Below are 19,633 nucleotides of genomic sequence, written 5' to 3' on the forward strand. Positions count from 1 at the left end.
TTTTTAGCGACGCCAAAATTAATTAAAATATTTTAAATCAATGTTTTTGCTCATCCAAAAACGATGAATTATGATAAAAATTATGCCAAAGTATTGTTAATAAAAGTATAAAATTGTTAAAAATAATGGATTATGATTGCTTTTATTATACTTGAAACTCAGTAGGTAAAGTCAATCTGTGAAATCTATTTTTGTTAATATGATTTTTTTAAGGTTTAGCTTCTCACTATAATTTGTATCTTTGTTTTTCTACCAAATTTTTTAAAATGGCTAAAAAGAAAGGCAAAACATTGCCAACTGTTGGGGTTGTAGGAAGCGGCAGTTTCGCTACGGCAATTGTAAAAATGCTATTAGAAAATGCAAAATTGGTGCATTGGTGCGTAAGAAATGAGTTTGTAAAAGGAGCTCTAGAATTGCGCGGACATAATCCTAATTACCTTACTGCGGTTGCTTTTGATGTAAAAAAACTAAAAATCACTACAGATATTAATGAGTTGGTTTCTGCTTGTGATATCGTAGTTTTAGCAACTCCTTCTATCTATCTTGCAGATGCAATAGAAAAAATGACTTGCGATTACGAAGGGAAATTATTCGTTTCCGCAATCAAAGGTATTGTTCCTAAACATAATGATGTGGTAGCGCATTATTTAAGAGATGTTTTTAAAATTGGTTTCAGAAGTCAAGCGGTAATTGCAGGGCCTTGTCATGCAGAAGAAGTGGCGATGGAAAGATTGTCTTATCTTACGATTGCAGCAGCAGAAAAAGAACATATTGATGCGCTTAGAGAACTTTTTACTTCGGATTATATCAAGGTAAGCTGTTCCAAAGATATTTTAGGCAATGAATACAGTGCTATTCTTAAAAATATTTATGCTATTGCAGCAGGAATTGCAAGTGGATTAGGTTATGGTGATAACTTTAATGCGGTTTTGGTTTCTAATGCGATTAGAGAAATGGAATTGTTTTTAGATGCAATCTATCCTGAGCACAGAGAAGTGAATGATAGTGCATATTTAGGAGATTTATTGGTAACTGCTTATTCACTTTTTTCTAGAAATAGAAATTTAGGAAATCTTATCGGTAAAGGTTATACCGTGAAATCTGCGGTACAATCTATGAGCATGGTTGCAGAAGGGTATTACGCCACTCGTGGAATTTACGAAATTGCTTACGAAAAGAAATTGAAAACGCCAATCATCAACACAGTTTTCAGTATTTTATACGAAGGAAAAGATGCCGAAAAACAATTTAAAAAATTAACGGAAAAATTAACGTAAAATAAAGCCTTATCGCTTTTTTCAAAATTCATTAACTTTGCCACACTTTCTAATTTTCATACAATGACAACTAAATACGAACAAATTTCTAGTTCACTTTTTATCAAAAATCGTAAAAAGTTTGTAGAAAAAATGCAGCCTAATTCTTTGGCTATTTTTAATTCTAATGACATCTATCCAATAAGTTCAGACTCTACAATGCCTTTTGCGCAGCACAGAGATATTTTTTATCTGAGCGGAGTAGATCAAGAAGAAAGCATTTTGTTGATTTTTCCTGATGCTTACAATGAAGAACACCGCGAAATTCTTTTTTTAAGAGAAACCAATGAACATATCGCTGTTTGGGAAGGCGAAAAATTAACCAAAGAAAAAGCAACTGAAGTTTCTGGAGTGAAAACAGTGCTTTGGTTATCAGATTTTGATAGAATTTTCTATAATTTGATGAACGAAGCCGAGAATATTTATCTCAATAGAAATGAGCATTATAGAGCAGTTTTAGAAGTGCAAACTCGTGAAGACAGATTTATAGAAAGAGTAAAAAGAGAGTTTCCACTTCATGAAATATTGAGAAGTAATCCTATTCTTCAGCATTTGAGAAGCATCAAAGAGCCGGAAGAAATAGAATTATTACAAAAAGCATGTAACATTACCGAAAAAGGCGTGAGAAGATTGCTTTCTTTCGTGAAACCTGGAGTTTGGGAATATGAAATTGAAGCAGAACTCATGCACGAATTTTTGAGAAATAGAAGTAAAGGTTTTGCATATACACCCATTATTGCAAGTGGCGAAAACGCTAATGTATTGCATTATATTGCCAATAATATGCAATGTAAAGATGGAGGTGTAATTTTACTAGATGTAGGTGCAGAATATGCCAATTATTCATCTGATTTGACCAGAATGATTCCTGTGAATGGTAAATTTACAGCGAGACAAAAAGAGATTTATAATGCAGTTCTAGACATGAAAAACTTTGCGACTTCTCTTTTAGTTCCTGGAAATAATTGGTATGATTATCATAAAGAATGTGGAGAATTCTACACATCTAAATTCTTAGAATTAGGACTTCTTGACAAAGCTGATGTTCAGAACCAAGATAAAAATTGGCCAGCTTACAAAAAATACATGATGCACGGAACGTCTCACCATTTAGGTCTTGATACCCATGATTACGGAATTCTAAAAGATAAATTTGTAGAAAATATGGTGTTTACTGTAGAACCGGGAATTTATCTTCCTGCAGAAGGTTTCGGGGTGAGAATAGAAGATGATTTGGTCATTCAGAATTCTGGTCCTGCTTTTAATCTGATGAAAAACATTCCGATTGAAGTAGAAGAAATAGAAGAATTGATGAATTCTTAAAAAATAAAAAGGTGTTTCTGATTTAGAAACACCTTTTTTTATGATTTAAAGAAATTAATTAAATCCATGTAATTTTTTTGATTCACGCCATGTCCGTTCATGTATTCTCTAAAAGTGAAAAATGCACCCAGTTCATACAAGAAATCTGCTGCTTTTCTTCCCCAATCTAATGGGATTACAGCGTCTTCGGTTCCATGAGAAATAAAAAATCTAAGATGCTGAATTTCTTTTTTGCCTTTAATATTTTTAAGGATTTTAGGTTCAGGATAAGCACTTAAACAAGCGATTTTCTGAAAATATTCCGGGTAAGTAAGCGTCATGGCATACGTAAGAATTCCGCCTTGCGAAAATCCCATCATATTGGTTTTCCCTTCTAACTGATAATGATGTTTTAGATTGTCAATAGATTTCATAATCGCTTTCATAGAATCTACCGCCTGTTCTACATCTATAAATTTTTCAGCATCGTTAAAATCAATATCATACCAAGAAAAACCATTGTAGTCGGTCATTTTTGGAGCTCTATAACTCACGATAATCCAATCTTCTGGTAAATCATGACGAAAAGAAAATAAATCTTCTTCATTACTTCCATAACCATGAATCATCACCAAAAGTTGAGTATTTGGCGTAATATTTTCGGGTTCTCTTACGATAAATTGTAAATCCATATTGCAAAGATAATTTTTTAAAATTTGATAAGGAGCAAGACGTTTTGTAAATTGTTTCAAACGCAGTCCAGCTTTCCGCTGCAATCTTTTTTCAAGAAAAAAGGATTTTCGCTGCAATCTGGGCTATAAATTGGCTTCCGTTTCTTTTCACTTTACCAATATTTTGCCAAATAAAAAAAACTGACACAAGGTTAGTTTTATAAATTATCAAAATTAATTTTTTAAAGAGTAAATGTTTTATAACATAGCGTTCCTACGGAACGCAACCAATATATGGCAAAAGTTTTTATACACATCACGTTTCTACGGAACGCCTTTGATATCGTTATTATTAATTTCTACACACATTGCGTTCCTACGGAACGAAAAATCACCCAATTATCACATTATCAAATCATCACATTATCAAATCACCAAATTATCACATCATCAAATTATCACATCATCTCATTATCACATCAAAATCCCCACTTTTACCATACAAGTTTTCATTTTTTGGTAAGTTCTTTCAATGTCATGGTCTAAACCAATTGAAAATCTAATCAATCCATCAGAAAGTCCCATGGAAATTCTCTCTTCTTCAGGAATTTCAGATGAGGTAGAACTTCCGCTGCAAGAGAATAATGTTTTATAAAAACCTAAACTTACGGCAAGGTAACCCAAGTTTTCCTGTTGCATCATTTCCATTAATTCATTGGCTTTGTCTACGGTTCCAGCATCTAAAGTTAATAAACCACCAAAACCATATTCCTGGTGCATCATAGATTTCATAAGTTCATGATTTCTGTGAGATTCTAAACCAGGATAATTTACTTTCAGACCATATTTTTCGAAATTTTCAGCGAGATACATTGCATTTTCGCTGTGTTTTTTCATTCTGATATGCAAAGTTCTTAAGTTTTTCAAAATACTTGCCGAACGAAAACTGTCCATAGTTGGACCGAGAAGCATACAACTTCCGTTATTTACATTTTTGGTGTCGTCTATAAATTGTTGAGAAGCGCAATAAACGCCGCCAACTGTATCGCTGCTTCCGTTGATGAATTTCGTTAAACTGTGAATCACAATATCTGCACCTAATTGTATAGGCGAAATCTGAAGTGGAGAAAACGTATTGTCTACAATCAACTTTAAATTATGTTTTTTACAAATTTCAGATAGTTTTCTCAAGTCTGCTACTTCTAATAAAGGATTGCTCACGCTTTCGCAATAAATTACCTTTGTATTAGGTTTGATGGCGTTTTCTATCGCTTCAAAATTATTGATGTCTACAAAACTTGTTTCAATGTTAAAAGGAGGTAGGAAGTTTTTCAAAAACGCGTAAGTTCCGCCATAAATCGTTCTTGCTGAAACAATGTGGTCACCACTTTTACAGATTTGAAGTAGAGTACAAGTAATTGCGCCCATTCCAGATGCGGTAACATTCGCTGCTTCTGTTCCTTCCATTTTTGCTAAAGCTTGAGCTAAATACAAATTCATCGGAGATGAATGTCTGGAGTACAAATAGCAACCTTCGGCATTGCCTTCGAAAGTATCGAACATGGTTTTTGCAGATAAAAAAGTGTAGGTAGAACTATCTGAAATAGAAGGGTTTATTCCACCGAATTCTCCGAAATATTGTAAGTCTTGAATAGCATTTGCTGCATCGAAATTTTCCATAATATTGAATTTTAATGTAAGAAATTTTCCGTCCTTTAGGATTGAGGAAAAGAAAATTTCTGGTAATAAAATTCTAAAAATTCCAACTTTTTTACAATGATTATTTTTAATTATAGAAAATAAATCTGTTAATTTTAAAATTAATAGAAAAATTTATGATTATATTTGGTTTTTGTAAACTTTTGCCAAAAAATAATCTATGGAACTCGACTCAATTGATAAAAAATTGCTCTATTTTCTTCAGGAAGATAGCAAACAAACGACTAAAGAATTGTCTCACAAGTTAGATTTGTCTGTGACGGCGGTTTATGAACGCATTAAAAAATTAGAAAAGCAAGGTGTTATTTCTAAATATGTGGCGCTGATTGATAAACATAAAGTGGAGAAAAACTTCATTGTGCTCTGTCATGTGAAATTAACGCAACATAAAAAAGAATACGTTTTACAGTTTGAAAAAGAAATTATGACTTTGCCAGAAGTAACGGAATGTTTCCACGTGAGTGGCGATTACGATTATATCTTAAAAATCTGTGTAAAAAACATGGAAGAATACAGAAATTTCATGGTTACTAAACTCACTACTTTACAACATATTGGTTCCACACACAGTTCTTTTATGATTGCCGAAGTGAAAAATACTACAACGATTGAGGTGTAGAAAAACCTTCAAGGATTCAAAATCCTTGAAGGTTTGGTTAGATAAAAAAAACACGCAAATTTGCGTGTTTTCTATTTTGTAAATTTTAGATTTCTCTTTTTGGAGTGGCCATCACTCGGTTCATTTTAATCCAACCTAATTTTTCTAAGAGCAACATAATCATGTACGTAACATCTATTTCGTGCCATCTCACGCCACCGAAATTAGCTCTTCCTCCGAATTTATGATGATTGTTGTGGTAGCCTTCACCAAGCATTAACCAATCAAAACGGAATAAATTTTTAGAAGTGTCATTCACTTTGAAATTGACATATCCGTAAATATGACCAAACCAATTGATGATCATTCCGTGGATTGGAGCCATTAAAATAGCTACAGGTAATAATAGCCAATGCCACCAATATTCTGCAAAAATAATAAAGAAGACGGTGTAGAAAGCTCCCCAACCAATTCTTGAGTACCATGAACTGGCAAACTTATCAAATGATTTCCATTGAGGTACATTTTTCGTGAATTTTTCTTCGATGGCAATTTTTTGCTTATTGATTTGTTGATAAATATTTTTGGTTCTCCACATCATTGCAAGTGGATTTGGGTCGTATTTTGGTGAATGAGGGTCTTTTTCTGTATCGGCAAAAGCGTGATGCATTCTGTGCATTACACCATATCCATAAGCTGAAAGATAATTAGAACCTTGGGTAATCCAAGTAAGAATAAAACACAGTTTTTCACCAAATTTAGACATGGTGTAAGTTTGATGCGCTGCGTAACGATGTAGGAAAAAAGTTTGAAAAAATAGTCCTGAATACCATAGAACTATGATGAAAATAATAATAACCATTAATAAGAATTTATAAAGGCACAAATGTAGACATTTGAAAACCAAATGATAAGAAAAAACACGCTCTAGAGCGTGTTTTATAATTTATTTAACTATGCAAAGCGTTGTAAATTTTATTTTAGACTGCTTTCACAATAAAATATTGTTTTTTACCTTTTTGAAGGAGTAAAAATTTGCCGTCGATTAGATTTTTTTCATCAGCTACGAAATCGTCTTTTACTTTTTCTTTGTTAACAGAAATAGCATTTCCTTGTAATTCGCGTTTTGCTTCGCCTTTAGACTTTAGGAAACCAGATTTTTCTGATAATAAATCAATAATGTTGCTTCCTAAAACGTCTGATTTAGCTACTTCAGCTTGTGGAACTCCATCAAAAATCTGTAAAAATAATTCTTCATCTAAGCTTACCAAATCTTCCGCTGTACTTCTGCCGAAAAGGATTTCAGAAGCTTTTAATGCTTTTTCGTATTCTGCTTTTCCATGAACCCAAATCGTAACTTCTTCAGCTAATTTTTTCTGCAATTTTCTTTCGTGTGGAGCAGTTTGATGCTCTTCAACCAAAGCTTCTATTTCTTCTTTTGGTAAAAATGTGTAGAATTTAATAAATCTTTCAGCGTCTTCATCCGTTGCATTTACCCAAAATTGATAAAATTTATATGGAGAAGTTTTCTTTGCATCGAGCCAATAATTTTCCCCAGCTTCAGATTTCCCGAATTTAGAACCATCAGCTTTCGTAATTAATGGAACAGTTAAAGCAAAGGCTTCACCTTGCGCTTTTCTACGGATTAATTCTGTACCTGTGGTGATGTTTCCCCATTGGTCAGAACCTCCCATTTGTAGTTTTACACCATTATTTTGGTAAAGATGTAAAAAGTCGTAACCTTGTAATAATTGGTAAGTAAATTCTGTAAAACTCATTCCGTCAATTCCAGCTTCGCCAGAGAAACGTTTTTTCACAGAATCTTTTGCCATCATATAATTTACGGTAAGGTGTTTCCCAATATCACGCACGAAATCTAAAAACGTAAACGTCTTCATCCAATCGTAATTGTTCACCAATTCTGCTTTATTGGGTTCGTTTCCTTCAAAATTTAGAAATCTGGAAAGTTGTCCTTTTATGCAATCTACATAATGATTAAGTGTAGCTTCATCTAGCAAATTTCTCTCTGAAGATTTACCAGAAGGATCACCAATCATACCAGTTGCACCACCAACTAGAGCAATTGGTTTATGACCGTGCTGCTGAAAATGCGCCAAAATTTTTATCTGAATCAAACTTCCGATATGAAGCGAATCTGCGGTAGGATCAAAACCAATATAAGCAGTCGTCATTTCCTTATTCAGTTGTTCATCAGTTCCTGGCATCATATCAGCGTACAAACCGCGCCATTTTAGTTCTTCAATAAAAGCGTTCATTTTCTTAAAAATTTTGAATGGCAAAGATAGGAAATTTGCACGAAGTAGGAAGCTGGAAGCTGGAAGTTTTTCAGAAGCACACGTTTCTGTATTTTTTCACTTTCAGACACGCTTTCCGCACTCGCTTTTTAATTTTTTTGCCAACGCTCAATCCTCAAAAAAATTAAAAGAGCTCAAACAATGCTCCAATCGTGGCTAATTTTCACGGGCAGTTTTTCTTTTCAATTTTCTTAAAGTTTGTTTATTCAAACCTTCAAGGATTTAAAATCCTTGAAGGTTTAATTACTTTGAAAACAATCGCCGCTCGTGAAGTTTATATTGAGCTTGTCGAAATGCTCGCGCCATAAATCTTATAGACAAAATCTAATCATTTTTTACTTGGCTCTTTTTATTTGGCTCTTACAAAATCCTTATCTTTGCACAGCAATGGAAAAACCAGAACTTCTACAACTCATCTTCTTGGCCAAAGAAAAAAATCAGAAAGCGCAGACCAAACTGATTAACCAATTTTGGACAGACGTTTTTTCTTTCGTGATGAAAAAAGTTCATGATGAAAACGCCGCAGATGAATTGACGGTTTCGGTGTTTTCTAAAGTATTGGCAAAATTAGATTTGTATGATGAGAATTTCCAGTTTAAAACGTGGGTTCTTACCATCGCTCAAAATACAGTAATAGATTATTGGCGCAAAAAAAATCGTGAAACAGAAGAAACAATGGACGGTTTTCAGGATTTTAAAAATCAATTCGAAAAATCTCCTGAAGAAATTATGATTTCTGTGCAGGAAGAGAAAAAAATCATCGATGCGGTTGCCAAAATGGACCACAATTATCAAAAAATTATCCATTTGAGATTTTTTGAAGAAAAAAGCATCAAAGAAATTGCAGAAGAACTCAATCTTTCTGTTGCCAATACCAAAGTGAGAATTATGAGAGCCAAAAAAGTTTTGGCAGAATTGTTAAACGAAAATGAGTAGAATCTCTCGCTGATTATGTAGATTGAGCAGATGAAAATCGGCCAAATCAGTTACATCTACGAGAAAAATTTTAGATATTTATGGAAAATCAAATTCAAGATACCACTACCAATAAACCAAAATGGATTCGTGTAAAACTTCCTACAGGAAAAAATTACAGAGAATTAAGAACTTTGGTTGATAAATATAAACTGAACACCATTTGTCAAAGTGGTTCTTGTCCTAATATGGGCGAATGTTGGGGAGAAGGAACCGCAACTTTTATGATTTTAGGAAATATCTGTACCAGAAGTTGTGGATTCTGTGGAGTGAAAACAGGTAAACCACTTGATGTAAACTGGGACGAACCCGAAAAAGTAGCACGTTCTATTAAATTAATGAAAATTAAACATGCGGTTTTAACTTCTGTTGACCGAGATGATTTGAAAGATATGGGTTCTATAATTTGGGCAGAAACTGTAAATGCAGTTCGTAGAATTTCTCCGGGAACGACTATGGAAACGCTGATTCCAGATTTTCAAGGAATTCACAAACATATCGATAGATTGGTAGAAGTAGCGCCAGAAGTGATTTCTCACAACATGGAAACCGTAAAAAGATTAACCAGAGAAGTGAGAATTCAGGCGAAGTACGAGCGTTCTTTAGAAGTATTAAGATATTTAAAAGAAGCTGGACAAAACCGTACCAAAACAGGAATTATGCTCGGTTTGGGTGAAACCAAAGAAGAAGTTTTTGAAACCATTCAAGATGTGAGAAATGCGAATGTAGATGTAATTACGATTGGGCAATATCTTCAGCCAACCAAAAAACATTTGCCAGTAAAACGTTTTGTAGAGCTAGAAGAATTCGAAGAATACAGAATTTTTGCAGAACAGTTAGGTTTCCGTCATGTGGAAAGTTCGCCTTTGGTGAGAAGTTCTTATCATGCAGAAAAACATATTCATTAATTGAGTTACGGGATTCGAGTTATGAGATTCGCATTTGGTAACTCGGAACTCGGAACTCGAAACTCGAAATTTTTATGAAAAACGCGGTCCTTATTACGATAGGAAACGAGGTTCTGTCTGGAACTACAGTAGATACTAACTCTAATTTTATTGCAAAAGAATTATCAAAAATTGGGATTTCTGTTTCGCAGATTTTTACCATTTCAGATGAAATAGAAATTATTAAAAATACATTACAATCTGCCTTTCAATTGACTGATTTGGTGATGACAACAGGCGGACTTGGCCCGACTAAAGATGATAAAACCAAGAAAGCTTTTTGTGAATTTTTCAATGATGAAATCGTTTATGACGAAGAAACTTTTCAGCATCTGAAAACCAGATTAGAACGCATCGGAAGGTTAGAAATTATCGAAAGAAACAGAGAACAAGCCATGATTCTTTCAAAAGCTAAAGTTTTCCAAAATCATAACGGAACTGCGCCGAGTTTGATGGTAGAAGAGAAAGGTAAAATTGCGATTTGTCTTCCTGGTGTTCCTTATGAAGTGAAGCCTCTAGTGAAAGACCAAATTATTCCTTATCTACAAAAAGAATTTGAATCTAATTTTTTGAAAATTAAAACCGTTTCTGTGGTGAATTATCCAGAAAGTTTATTGTCTGACGCTTTAGAAGACTGGGAACTGAATTTGCCTAAAAATTTTTCACTTTCGTATTTGCCAATCGCCAATAGAGTGAAGTTGAAATTAACGGCTTCAGGAAAGGATTTAGATGCTTTGGAAATTCAATTAGAAGAAGAAATTTCTAAAATAAGACCGTTACTGAAAGCGCACATTATTTCTGAAAATGGCGACAAAATAGAAGAAATTCTGCACGATTTTTTAATTTCTAGAAGCTTGACGATTTCTACTGCCGAAAGTTGTACTGGTGGAGAGTTATCACACTTAATTACAAGTGTTTCTGGAAGTTCTAATTATTTTTTAGGGGGAATTTGCACCTATCAAACGGAGAAAAAAACGAAGATTTTAGGTGTTTCTGAAGATTTAATCAAAGAGAAAACAGTGGTTTCTGCAGAAGTTGCGGAAGCGATGAGTTTGGGTTGCCAGAAATTATTTAAAACAGATATTGCACTTTCTACCACTGGAGTTGCAGGACCAAATTCAGATGAGTTCAATTCAGAAATTGGCACTGTTTTTTATTCGATTAGAGTAAAAGATTTCGAAAAAACTTTCAGATTGTATCTTCCTCATTTAGAGCGCAAAGATTTTATGAATTTTGTTTCGCAGAAAGTTTTGCAGGATTTAATTCAGATTTTAATTCAAGAAAATCTTTAAAAATCGCATTTCTCATGTAATAAAATGGCGCAAACAGTTGTTATATCTTTAAAATAATGTAGAATGAAATCGCCCTGATGAAAAAGTTCAAACATCAATGAATGTTCAGCGATTGCATAAGACCTTAAAAAAATAAATATCTATTTATGAAAAAAATAATTTTTAGTTTCCTACTTCTTTTGGTTCAGGTTGCATACTCTCAAACTTCCAAAAATTTTGGAGATTTCAGCGCAGTAAAGGTTTATGATAGAATTAATGTAACCCTTGTAAAATCCAGTGAAAATAAAATTCAGGTAAAAGGTGATGATCCAGATGTGGAAATTGTCAATAAAAATGGAGAACTCAAAATCAGAATGATTCCTACTAAGATTATGCAAGGCGACAAATCTGAAGTGACTGTTTTCTATGAAGATATAAACGAAATTCAAGCGAGTCAAGGTTCTAAAATCACTTCTGATGGAACTATTGATAGCAAAATGCTCAGCATTACTTCCAACGAAGGTTCTACGCTAAATTTACAAGTAGATGTGAATTTATTAAACTCTAAAGCCAATTCTGGAGGTGTCATTAATGTGTCTGGAACTGCCGAAATTCAAGATATTTTGGTGAATTCTGGCGCACAATTTTACGGAAGAGATTTAGACTCAGAAACCGTTACCATCACTGCAAATGCAGGTGGATTTGCAGAAGTAAATGCTTCTAAAATTCTTAATGCCACAACTAGAGCAGGCGGAAATATAGACGTCTATGGTTCTCCCAAAGACAGAAATACCAAAAATGTTTTAGGCGGAAAGATCACTTTCAAATAAAAAAATCGAAGCCAGAGTTTTAAACTTTGGCTTTTTTGATTTTAAAACGTAACAATTTCTTATAAATTTGTACTTATTCATCATTAATTAATCATATGTACATGAAAAAAATATCAATCGCTGTGTTGGCTTTTTCAGGAATGCTCATTTTAGATTCTTGTGGCGCTCAGAAACAAGCAACTACAGAACCTACACCTGCTCCAATTGAAGAATTAAAACCAGCAGAACTTCCAGAAAACGGAATTGCCATTGAACTGATGGACAAATCTGTTCGTCCGCAAGACGATTTTTACAACTACGTAAACGGAACTTGGATGAAAACTGCTCAGATTCCTGCGGATAAAGCAAGTTGGGGAAGTTTCAATGAATTAAGAGAAAAAACAGACCTTAATTCTCTTAAAATTTTAGACAATTTATTGAAAGAAACTTACGCTAAAGGAACTGAAGGTCAAAAAATTCAGGATATTTACGCTACTTACATGGATATGAATAAGCGTAATGCAGACGGAATTGCTCCTATTAAAGGTGATTTAGCGAAAATTGATGCCATTAAAACGATGGCAGATTTACAAAAATATTTAGTAGAAGCTACCAAAACTGGAGATAATCCATTTTATGGATGGGGAGTTTACGCAGACCTTAAAAATTCTACGGATAATGCAGTTTACATGGGAGATGTAAACCTTGGTTTAGGAAGAGATTATTATCAGAAAACCAATGATGAAAACACTAAAACCATCGGTCAATACAAAGATTATTTAACCAAATTATATACAGTTTTAGGATATAAAAATCCTGAAGTTGCTGCTCAGAAAGTAGTTGACTTTGAAAAAACTGCCGCTCAAACTTTAATCCCTAATGAAAAAATTAGAGATTCTAATCTTCAATACAATCCGAAGACTTTACCAGAGTTAAAATCTTTAGTGAAAAATGTAGATTTACCATCTTATCTTAAAAACGCTGGTGTAAATACAGACAGAGTAATCATCGGTGAATTAGAGTATTATAAAAATTTAGATAAATTTTTGAACGCTAAGAACTTACCATTCATCAAAGATTTCTTAAAAGTGAAATTATTGAACGGAAGCGCTTCTGTTTTAGACCAAAAATTAGACGATTTACAGTTTGATTTCTACGGAAGAACTTTGAGTGGACAAAAAGAACAACGCGCGATGAACAAACGTGCACTTTCTACCATTAATGGTGTTCTTGGTGAAGCTTTCGGGAAATTATATGTAGATAAATATTTCTCTGCCGAAGCTAAAGCAGAAATGGTTACCTTAATCGATTATCTTAAAAGATCTTACGTTCAGCATATTTCTAATCTTTCTTGGATGAGTGATGAAACCAAAACGAAAGCTTTAGATAAATTATCAAAATTCACGGTAAAAGTAGGTTATCCAGATGAGTGGAAAGACTATTCTAAATTACAAGTACTTTCTAAAAATGAAGGTGGAACATTATACGGAAACCTGAAAAATGTAGCAGATTGGGCTTACCAAAGAGAATTAGATAAAGTAGGCAAGAAAGTTGACAAAAAAGAATGGGGAATGACTCCTCAAACGGTAAATGCTTACTACAACCCAGTAAATAATGAAATCGTTTTCCCAGCTGCTATTTTACAAGCGCCTTTCTTTGATTTCAAAGCTGATCCTGCAGTGAATTTTGGAGGAATCGGAGCGGTAATTGGTCACGAAATTTCTCACGGATTTGATGATTCAGGAGCAATGTTCGATGGAGACGGAAACCTTAAAAATTGGTGGACTGATGCTGATAAAAAGAACTTCGAAGAAGCGACTAAAAAATTAGCAGAACAATACAGCAAATATGAACCAGTAAAAGGAACTTTCGTAAACGGTTTATTTACCAATGGCGAAAATATTGCAGATTTAGGTGGAGTTGCCATTGCTTATGACGCATTACAAATGTATCTTAAAGACAAAGGAAATCCAGGATTAATCAGTGGTTACAACCAAGACCAAAGATTTTTCTTAAGTTGGGGAACCATCTGGAGAACTAAATCTACAGAAAAATACATGATTAATCAGGTGAAAACAGATCCGCATTCACCAGGTTTATACAGAGCTTTTGGTCCGTTGGTAAATGTAGAAGCATTCTACAACGCATTCGAAGTGAAAGAAGGTGACCAACATTATAAAAAACCAGAAGAAAGAATCAAAATCTGGTAAGAAACCAAATTTTTCTCAACATAAAAACCTCAAAACCACAGAATTTTCTGTGGTTTTTTATTATTTATGAAGTCTATTGAAACAAATTCAAATTTTTATCAACTAATCATAATAAAACTGATGATTTTATTAAATTTGAACAATTAATAATGAACTATATATGAAATCGCCGTGCTGAAAAATACAAACATCAACGAATGTTCAGCGATTGCATATGACCTTTAAAAAAATAATAAATAACTTCATATGAAAAAGGTACCTTTTCTAGTGATGGCTGCAGCTGCTGTGCTTACAGTAAGTTCATGTGCATCACAAAAACAATTACCAGAAAACGGAATTGCTCTTCAATTTATGGATACTTCAGTTCGTCCACAAGATGATTTCTTCACTTATGTAAACGGAAACTGGGTAAAAACAGTAGAAATTCCTTCGGACAAAGCAAGTTGGGGAAGTTTTAATGAACTTCGTGAGAAAACAGACGAAAACTCTTTAGCCATTTTGAATAATATTTTGACGGAGAAATATGCAGAAGGAACTGAAGGCAAAAAAATTCAAGATTTGTATTCTTCTTTTATGAATTGGGACAAGAGAAATGCAGACGGAATTAACCCTATTAAAGCAGATTTAGCGAAAATTGACGCGATAAAAACGGTAGCAGATTTACAAAAATATTTGGTAGAAGCTACTCCAAATGGTGATAATATTTTCTACATGTGGAGAGTAGGAGCAGACCTTAAAGCGTCTAATGATAATGCGATCTATCTTGGGGGTCCAGCTTTAGGTTTAGGAAAAGATTACTATCAAAAAGAAAACGAAGCCAATACCAAAACCCTTGCAGAATATACCAAATATGTTTCGAGCATGTTGACAGTTTTGGGGTATCAAAATGCAAATGAAACTGCAGCTAAAATTGTAGACTTAGAAAAAAGATTGGCTAAAACTTTATTAACCAACGAAGAAGGAAGAGATGCTAATAAGCGTTACAATCCTAAAACTGTTTCAGAACTTTCTGGTTTGGTTAAAAATGTAGATTTAGCAGGATATTTAAATCAAGTTGGCGTAAAAACCGATAGAGTAATTCTAGGAGAACTAGGATATTTTAAAAACTTTGATGCTTTCGTAAACGAAGCGAATCTTCAATTGTTAAAAGATTACATGAAATACCACATGCTTTCTGGAAACGCAGGAGTTTTAGACAAAAAATTAGACGATATGCGTTTTGATTTTTACGGAAAATTCCTTCAAGGTCAAAAAGAACAACGTGCCATGAACAAGCGTGGACTAGAAGTAGTCAATGGTATTTTGGGTGAAGCTTTCGGTAAATTATATGTAGAAAAATATTTCCCTGCAGAAGCCAAAGAAGAAATGGTAACTATGGTAGATTATCTTAAAAAAGCTTACCATGACCATATCTCAAACCTTGATTGGATGAGTGACGAAACTAAAGTAAAAGCATTGGATAAATTATCAAAATTCAAAGTGAAAATCGCTTATCCAGATAAGTGGGAAGACTATTCTAAATTAACGGTAAGTCCAGATTCTTATTTCCAAAACAGACAAAACATCACGACTTGGAATTATGAGAAAAATTTAGAAAAAATTGGTAAAAAAGTAGATAAAACAAAATGGGGAATGACTCCTCAAACCGTAAACGCATATTACAGTGCTTCTAATAACGAAATCGTTTTCCCTGCTGGAATTTTACAAGCGCCTTTCTTTAATTTCAAAGCAGATCCTGCAGTAAATTTCGGAGGAATCGGTGCGGTAATCGGTCACGAAATTTCTCACGGATTTGATGATGGTGGTTCTAGATTTGATGGAGATGGAAACCTTAACAATTGGTGGACAGACGAAGACAGAAAGAAATTTGAAGCCGCTACTGCTAAGTTAGATGCTCAATATTCTGCTTACGAACCGGTAAAAGGAAGTTTCGTAAACGGTAAATTTACTATGGGCGAAAATATTGCAGATTTAGGTGGTGTAAATATCGCTTTTGATGCACTTCAAATGTACCTTAAAGACAAAGGAAATCCAGGTAAAATCAGTGGATTTGACCAAAATCAAAGATTTTTCTTAAGTTGGGCAACCGTTTGGAGAACCAAAGGAACTGAGAAATTCTACATCAACCAAGTGAAAACAGATTCGCATTCTCCAGGAATGTACAGAGCATTTGGTCCGCTGGTAAACACCGAAGCTTGGTATAAAGCATTTGGCGTAAAAGAGGGCGACAAACATTACAAAAAACCAGAAGACAGAATTAAAATCTGGTAAAAGTATAAAGTAGGGATTGAGAAGCTTCATCCTGCTTTCGCTACTCGCTTTTTTCTGCGGCGGCGAAGCCGCCGCAGAAAAAGAGCTCAAACATACCGCTCAAACCTAACAAAGTGGTTCAACGACTTAAAGGAGTTAATCAGGGCTATAAAACCACCGAAATTTCGGTGGTTTTTTTATTCCCCTCTTTTAGAGGGGTGGCAAAATTTGACAAAATTTTGACGGGGTGTTGCTTCTTATTTTTATAAATTTACAACTATGAAATTTACAGTAGAAAAAAATATCGTTTTAGAAAATCCTGCAACCAAATCTTTTTTGGTTGATGCTCTTGTTCCAGAAAAAGAAGGGAAATTACCACTCGTGATTTTTGCTCATGGTTACAAAGGGTATAAAGATTGGGGCGCTTGGAATTTGATGGCGGAAAAGTTTGTTAAAAACGGATTTTATTTCGTGAAATTTAATTTCTCGCACAATGGAGCTTCATTGGAGCATCCAAGTGATTTTGCAGATTTAGAAAGTTTCGCACAGAATAATTATTCTAAGGAATTGAGCGATTTAAATTTCGTAATAGAGCATTTTAGCAAAGATAATCGAGTAGATGCAGAACATATAACCTTAATCGGACATTCTAGAGGTGGCGGAATTTCCATTGTTTCTGCCTCGGCAAATTCTAAAATCAAAAACCTCATCACATTAGCAAGTGTAGACACATTGAATAGATTTCCTGTTGGCGAAAAATTAGAAGAATGGAAAAATCAAGGTGTTTACTACAATTACAACAGCCGAACCAAGCAACAAATGCCTCATCATATTCAGTTTCTGGAAGATTATTTAGCAAATGAAGATAGATTTTCCGTAGAAAAAGCTGTTAAAAATTTTAAAGGAAATTTCTTAATTATTCACGGTTCAGAAGATGAAGCAGTTCCGTATTCTTCTGCCGAAAATTTACATTCTTGGGCAAGAAACTCAGAATTAATTCTGGTGGAAAAAGGCAATCATACTTTCGGTGCCAAAGAACCTTGGTTAGATTTTAAATTGCCCACTTTGCTGAATGCTGTAGTGAATGATTGTATCAAATTTTTGAAATAAAAAACTTCGCCAAAGTTTTAAACTTTGGCGAAGTTAGAGTCAATTAATTTTTTAAAATGGCATTTTTTTCAATGTCTTTAATTATTTTCTTCAAATTCTTTTTAGATAAAGTCTCTGAAGTATAATGAAAACTTGGCCCTTTTGTTTTTTCTTCGCGAGTTTGTAAAGAACTTGCTTTTTGCAAATAAATCTTTTTCATTTTTTTGATGTCATAAACTTCTATAATTGCAAAAGCTTCATTACTTGCATATCTTGTTTGTTCAGTAGGCTCTATTAATGAAAGATTATTCCTCACTTTTTTAGTATAAATGTTTACTAAATAATCAAAATCTGTAGCGTTTTTGAGTTGTTCAATTTCTTCTATTTCAGGGGAAAAAGATATTTTACCAGCTATTAAATTTTCGCTTCTTGCCTTTTCTAAAGTGTATGCGTTTCCTTTTGATAATTCATTGAATTTTTCAAAAATTTTCTTATTCAGTTCATCTCTATCATAAGAATTTAAATCTGTATATATATTATTGATGAGCCATTTTTTATTTTGTTCAAAAACTAAATTTCTGCTATATCCATTATAATCTTGTTTAATATTTACAATACAACTTTGTAAAAATAAAATCGTAAGTAATGCTATTATTTTTTTCATAATTTTTATTGAGTTAAAAGAACTTTCCAAGCTTCTTCTATTTTGCCTTCTAAAAGCAGTTTTTGCGCTTCTAGATGCACTTTTTCATCTGCTGAAAAATTTCCTTCTGGGAGTTGTTCTACGTTTGCTAGCATTCCTAAATCATTTCCTGTGAAAATTTTAGAATTTTTAATTTCTGAAGGCAATTGATCAAAGCCAATTCCTTTGGTAACCAATGGTTTTGGAACTTCGAATAAAGTTTCTGCAGTTGTTCTTCCGTACCAGTTTCCGCCTAGTCTAGAAACCAAATCCAGTTTCTTTTGGTCTAAATTTCCTTCTTCATTTAAAAACTCTTCTCTGATATGAATTTTTAAAACTTCACAGATGACTAAATTTCCAGCGCCACCTTCGTTTCCAAGTGGTTTTACTTCGATGACTTTACATTCAAAATTCACAGGTGATTCTGCAATGAGTGGCGGTTTTACCAACTCTGCTGGTTTTTTAGTTAATCCAGATTTAATAAATTCATCTGTACCCGTTTCATATTCTGTAGACGAAAGTGAAACTTGTTGAACCATATTAAAATTCACGTTTCCAATCACCACTTCTGGAACTTCTAGCACATTATGAAGCGTGTCTTTTGTAGAATTATCTAGAAATCTTCTGGCTGGAGAAAAAATCAGAATCGGTGGATTAGAACTGAATAAATTAAAAAAACTAAACGGCGAAAGATTCACATTTCCGTTTTTGTCTATGGTAGAAGCCAGTGCAATAGGTCTCGGAGCAACAGCCGTTTGCAAAATCATTTGCACTTGCATTGGTGACAATTCTGATGGATTAATTGTTTTCATTTCTATTAATTTCTATTTTAACACATTAGTCATATTAGAGTTTAGTTTTTTTGAAAATATTTAGAGCACATGAGATGAAAATCAAAGATTTTCATCTAGGTAAATTTTCAAAATTTCTACTAACAAAAGTTTCCGTTCCTTCGTTATATAAATTGTAAACATTAAAATTAACTAATATTGCTTTAGGAACTTGTAATAAGTTCATATAATTCATGGTTTGTGCCTTATGAATATTATGAATGTCATTCACGGATTTTAATTCTAATACGATTAAATTTTCAATTAAAAAATCACATTTTACTTTGCAATCTATTTGTTCTCCTTTATAATTAAAAGGAATTTCTAACTCTGATTTGAAACTGATATTTCTTAAAATAAATTCTTTTTCAAGGCATTTATGATATACTGCTTCATACAAACCGGGGCCTACTAATTTGTGAACTTCTATACAAGCACCAATAATGTTATAGGTGAGTTCGTTTATTATTTTTTGGGTTATTAGCATTTTAGTTTTTTTTAGTTTTTTTTCACTTTGAAAATATCGTTTTCAAAGCCTCATGTGTTCTACATATTCTCAATTATTTATGTATATCTGATGTGAATTATGTGATAAATTTTTCACTTTGTTAATGACACTTAAATGTAAATCATTTATTTTTTCATTTTG

At 33.3% G+C, this 19,633-nt stretch carries 17 protein-coding genes; 10 read left to right on the plus strand and 7 right to left on the minus strand.

From position 1 onward, the window contains the following. The first annotated feature begins 266 nt into the window (after positions 1 to 266). A complete protein-coding gene (locus EB819_RS01645) occupies positions 267 to 1,277 on the plus strand; it encodes an NAD(P)H-dependent glycerol-3-phosphate dehydrogenase (protein WP_069797165.1) in 1,011 nt (336 codons plus the stop codon). A gap of 63 nt (positions 1,278 to 1,340) precedes the next feature. Next, positions 1,341 to 2,639 (plus strand): aminopeptidase P family protein, encoded by a 1,299-nt coding sequence (locus EB819_RS01650; RefSeq protein WP_069797164.1) that lies wholly within the window; start codon positions 1,341 to 1,343, stop codon positions 2,637 to 2,639. Between the two features lie 38 nt (positions 2,640 to 2,677). On the opposite strand, the gene EB819_RS01655 is transcribed toward EB819_RS01650, so the two are convergent. Next, positions 2,678 to 3,310, minus strand: coding sequence for an alpha/beta hydrolase (locus EB819_RS01655; RefSeq protein ID WP_069797163.1), 633 nt, complete (start codon positions 3,308 to 3,310; stop codon positions 2,678 to 2,680). A 453-nt stretch (positions 3,311 to 3,763) separates the two neighbouring features. Beyond that, entirely contained in the window at positions 3,764 to 4,969 is a 1,206-nt protein-coding gene (locus EB819_RS01660) for an aminotransferase class I/II-fold pyridoxal phosphate-dependent enzyme (protein WP_069797162.1), read from the minus strand. Positions 4,970 to 5,168: 199 nt separating this feature from the next. Between EB819_RS01660 and EB819_RS01665 the strand changes: the two genes are divergently transcribed. After that, positions 5,169 to 5,627 carry an Lrp/AsnC family transcriptional regulator gene (locus tag EB819_RS01665; RefSeq protein ID WP_069797161.1) on the plus strand — a complete coding sequence of 153 codons (459 nt, stop codon included), beginning with the start codon at positions 5,169 to 5,171 and terminating at the stop codon, positions 5,625 to 5,627. A gap of 85 nt (positions 5,628 to 5,712) precedes the next feature. Here the strand turns inward: EB819_RS01665 and EB819_RS01670 are convergent, their stop codons facing one another. Then, complete coding sequence (locus tag EB819_RS01670) at positions 5,713 to 6,468, minus strand: acyl-CoA desaturase (protein WP_069797160.1); 756 nt, start codon at positions 6,466 to 6,468, stop codon at positions 5,713 to 5,715. 118 nt (positions 6,469 to 6,586) lie between these two features. After that, on the minus strand, positions 6,587 to 7,882 hold the full coding sequence (gene tyrS / locus EB819_RS01675) for a tyrosine--tRNA ligase (RefSeq protein ID WP_069797159.1): 1,296 nt from the start codon (positions 7,880 to 7,882) through the stop codon (positions 6,587 to 6,589). 426 nt (positions 7,883 to 8,308) lie between these two features. Here tyrS and EB819_RS01680 point away from each other — a divergent pair, with 426 nt between their 5' ends. The 7 genes from EB819_RS01680 to EB819_RS01710 all read left to right on the plus strand — a co-directional run bounded on the left by EB819_RS01680 (position 8,309) and on the right by EB819_RS01710 (position 17,493). After that, the gene (locus EB819_RS01680) at positions 8,309 to 8,857 is read left to right on the plus strand and encodes an RNA polymerase sigma factor (protein WP_069797158.1); all 549 of its coding nucleotides are present in this window, start codon (positions 8,309 to 8,311) and stop codon (positions 8,855 to 8,857) included. Positions 8,858 to 8,937: 80 nt separating this feature from the next. Further along, positions 8,938 to 9,804, plus strand: a complete 867-nt coding sequence (gene lipA / locus EB819_RS01685; protein WP_069797157.1) for a lipoyl synthase — start codon at positions 8,938 to 8,940, stop codon at positions 9,802 to 9,804. A 74-nt stretch (positions 9,805 to 9,878) separates the two neighbouring features. Next, positions 9,879 to 11,135, plus strand: a complete 1,257-nt coding sequence (locus tag EB819_RS01690) for a CinA family nicotinamide mononucleotide deamidase-related protein (RefSeq protein WP_069797156.1) — start codon at positions 9,879 to 9,881, stop codon at positions 11,133 to 11,135. Between the two features lie 146 nt (positions 11,136 to 11,281). Continuing rightward, a complete protein-coding gene (locus EB819_RS01695; protein WP_069797155.1) occupies positions 11,282 to 11,944 on the plus strand; it encodes a head GIN domain-containing protein in 663 nt (220 codons plus the stop codon). Positions 11,945 to 12,045: 101 nt separating this feature from the next. Beyond that, a complete protein-coding gene (locus tag EB819_RS01700) occupies positions 12,046 to 14,133 on the plus strand; it encodes a M13 family metallopeptidase (RefSeq protein ID WP_069797217.1) in 2,088 nt (695 codons plus the stop codon). Positions 14,134 to 14,403: 270 nt separating this feature from the next. Further along, complete coding sequence (locus tag EB819_RS01705; RefSeq protein ID WP_394337970.1) at positions 14,404 to 16,404, plus strand: M13 family metallopeptidase; 2,001 nt, start codon at positions 14,404 to 14,406, stop codon at positions 16,402 to 16,404. 258 nt (positions 16,405 to 16,662) lie between these two features. Then, on the plus strand, positions 16,663 to 17,493 hold the full coding sequence (locus EB819_RS01710) for an alpha/beta hydrolase family protein (protein ID WP_069797153.1): 831 nt from the start codon (positions 16,663 to 16,665) through the stop codon (positions 17,491 to 17,493). Positions 17,494 to 17,536: 43 nt separating this feature from the next. Here the strand turns inward: EB819_RS01710 and EB819_RS01715 are convergent, their stop codons facing one another. The 3 genes from EB819_RS01715 to EB819_RS01725 all read right to left on the minus strand — a co-directional run bounded on the left by EB819_RS01715 (position 17,537) and on the right by EB819_RS01725 (position 19,471). After that, entirely contained in the window at positions 17,537 to 18,136 is a 600-nt protein-coding gene (locus tag EB819_RS01715; RefSeq protein WP_124878642.1) for a hypothetical protein, read from the minus strand. A gap of 5 nt (positions 18,137 to 18,141) precedes the next feature. Beyond that, positions 18,142 to 18,966 carry a flavin reductase family protein gene (locus EB819_RS01720; protein ID WP_069797151.1) on the minus strand — a complete coding sequence of 275 codons (825 nt, stop codon included), beginning with the start codon at positions 18,964 to 18,966 and terminating at the stop codon, positions 18,142 to 18,144. Positions 18,967 to 19,057: 91 nt separating this feature from the next. After that, positions 19,058 to 19,471 carry a GxxExxY protein gene (locus tag EB819_RS01725; RefSeq protein WP_069797150.1) on the minus strand — a complete coding sequence of 138 codons (414 nt, stop codon included), beginning with the start codon at positions 19,469 to 19,471 and terminating at the stop codon, positions 19,058 to 19,060. Positions 19,472 to 19,633 lie beyond the last annotated feature (162 nt).

This window comes from Cloacibacterium normanense (genome assembly GCF_003860565.1).
GTDB classification, from domain to species: Bacteria; Bacteroidota; Bacteroidia; order Flavobacteriales; family Weeksellaceae; genus Cloacibacterium; species Cloacibacterium normanense.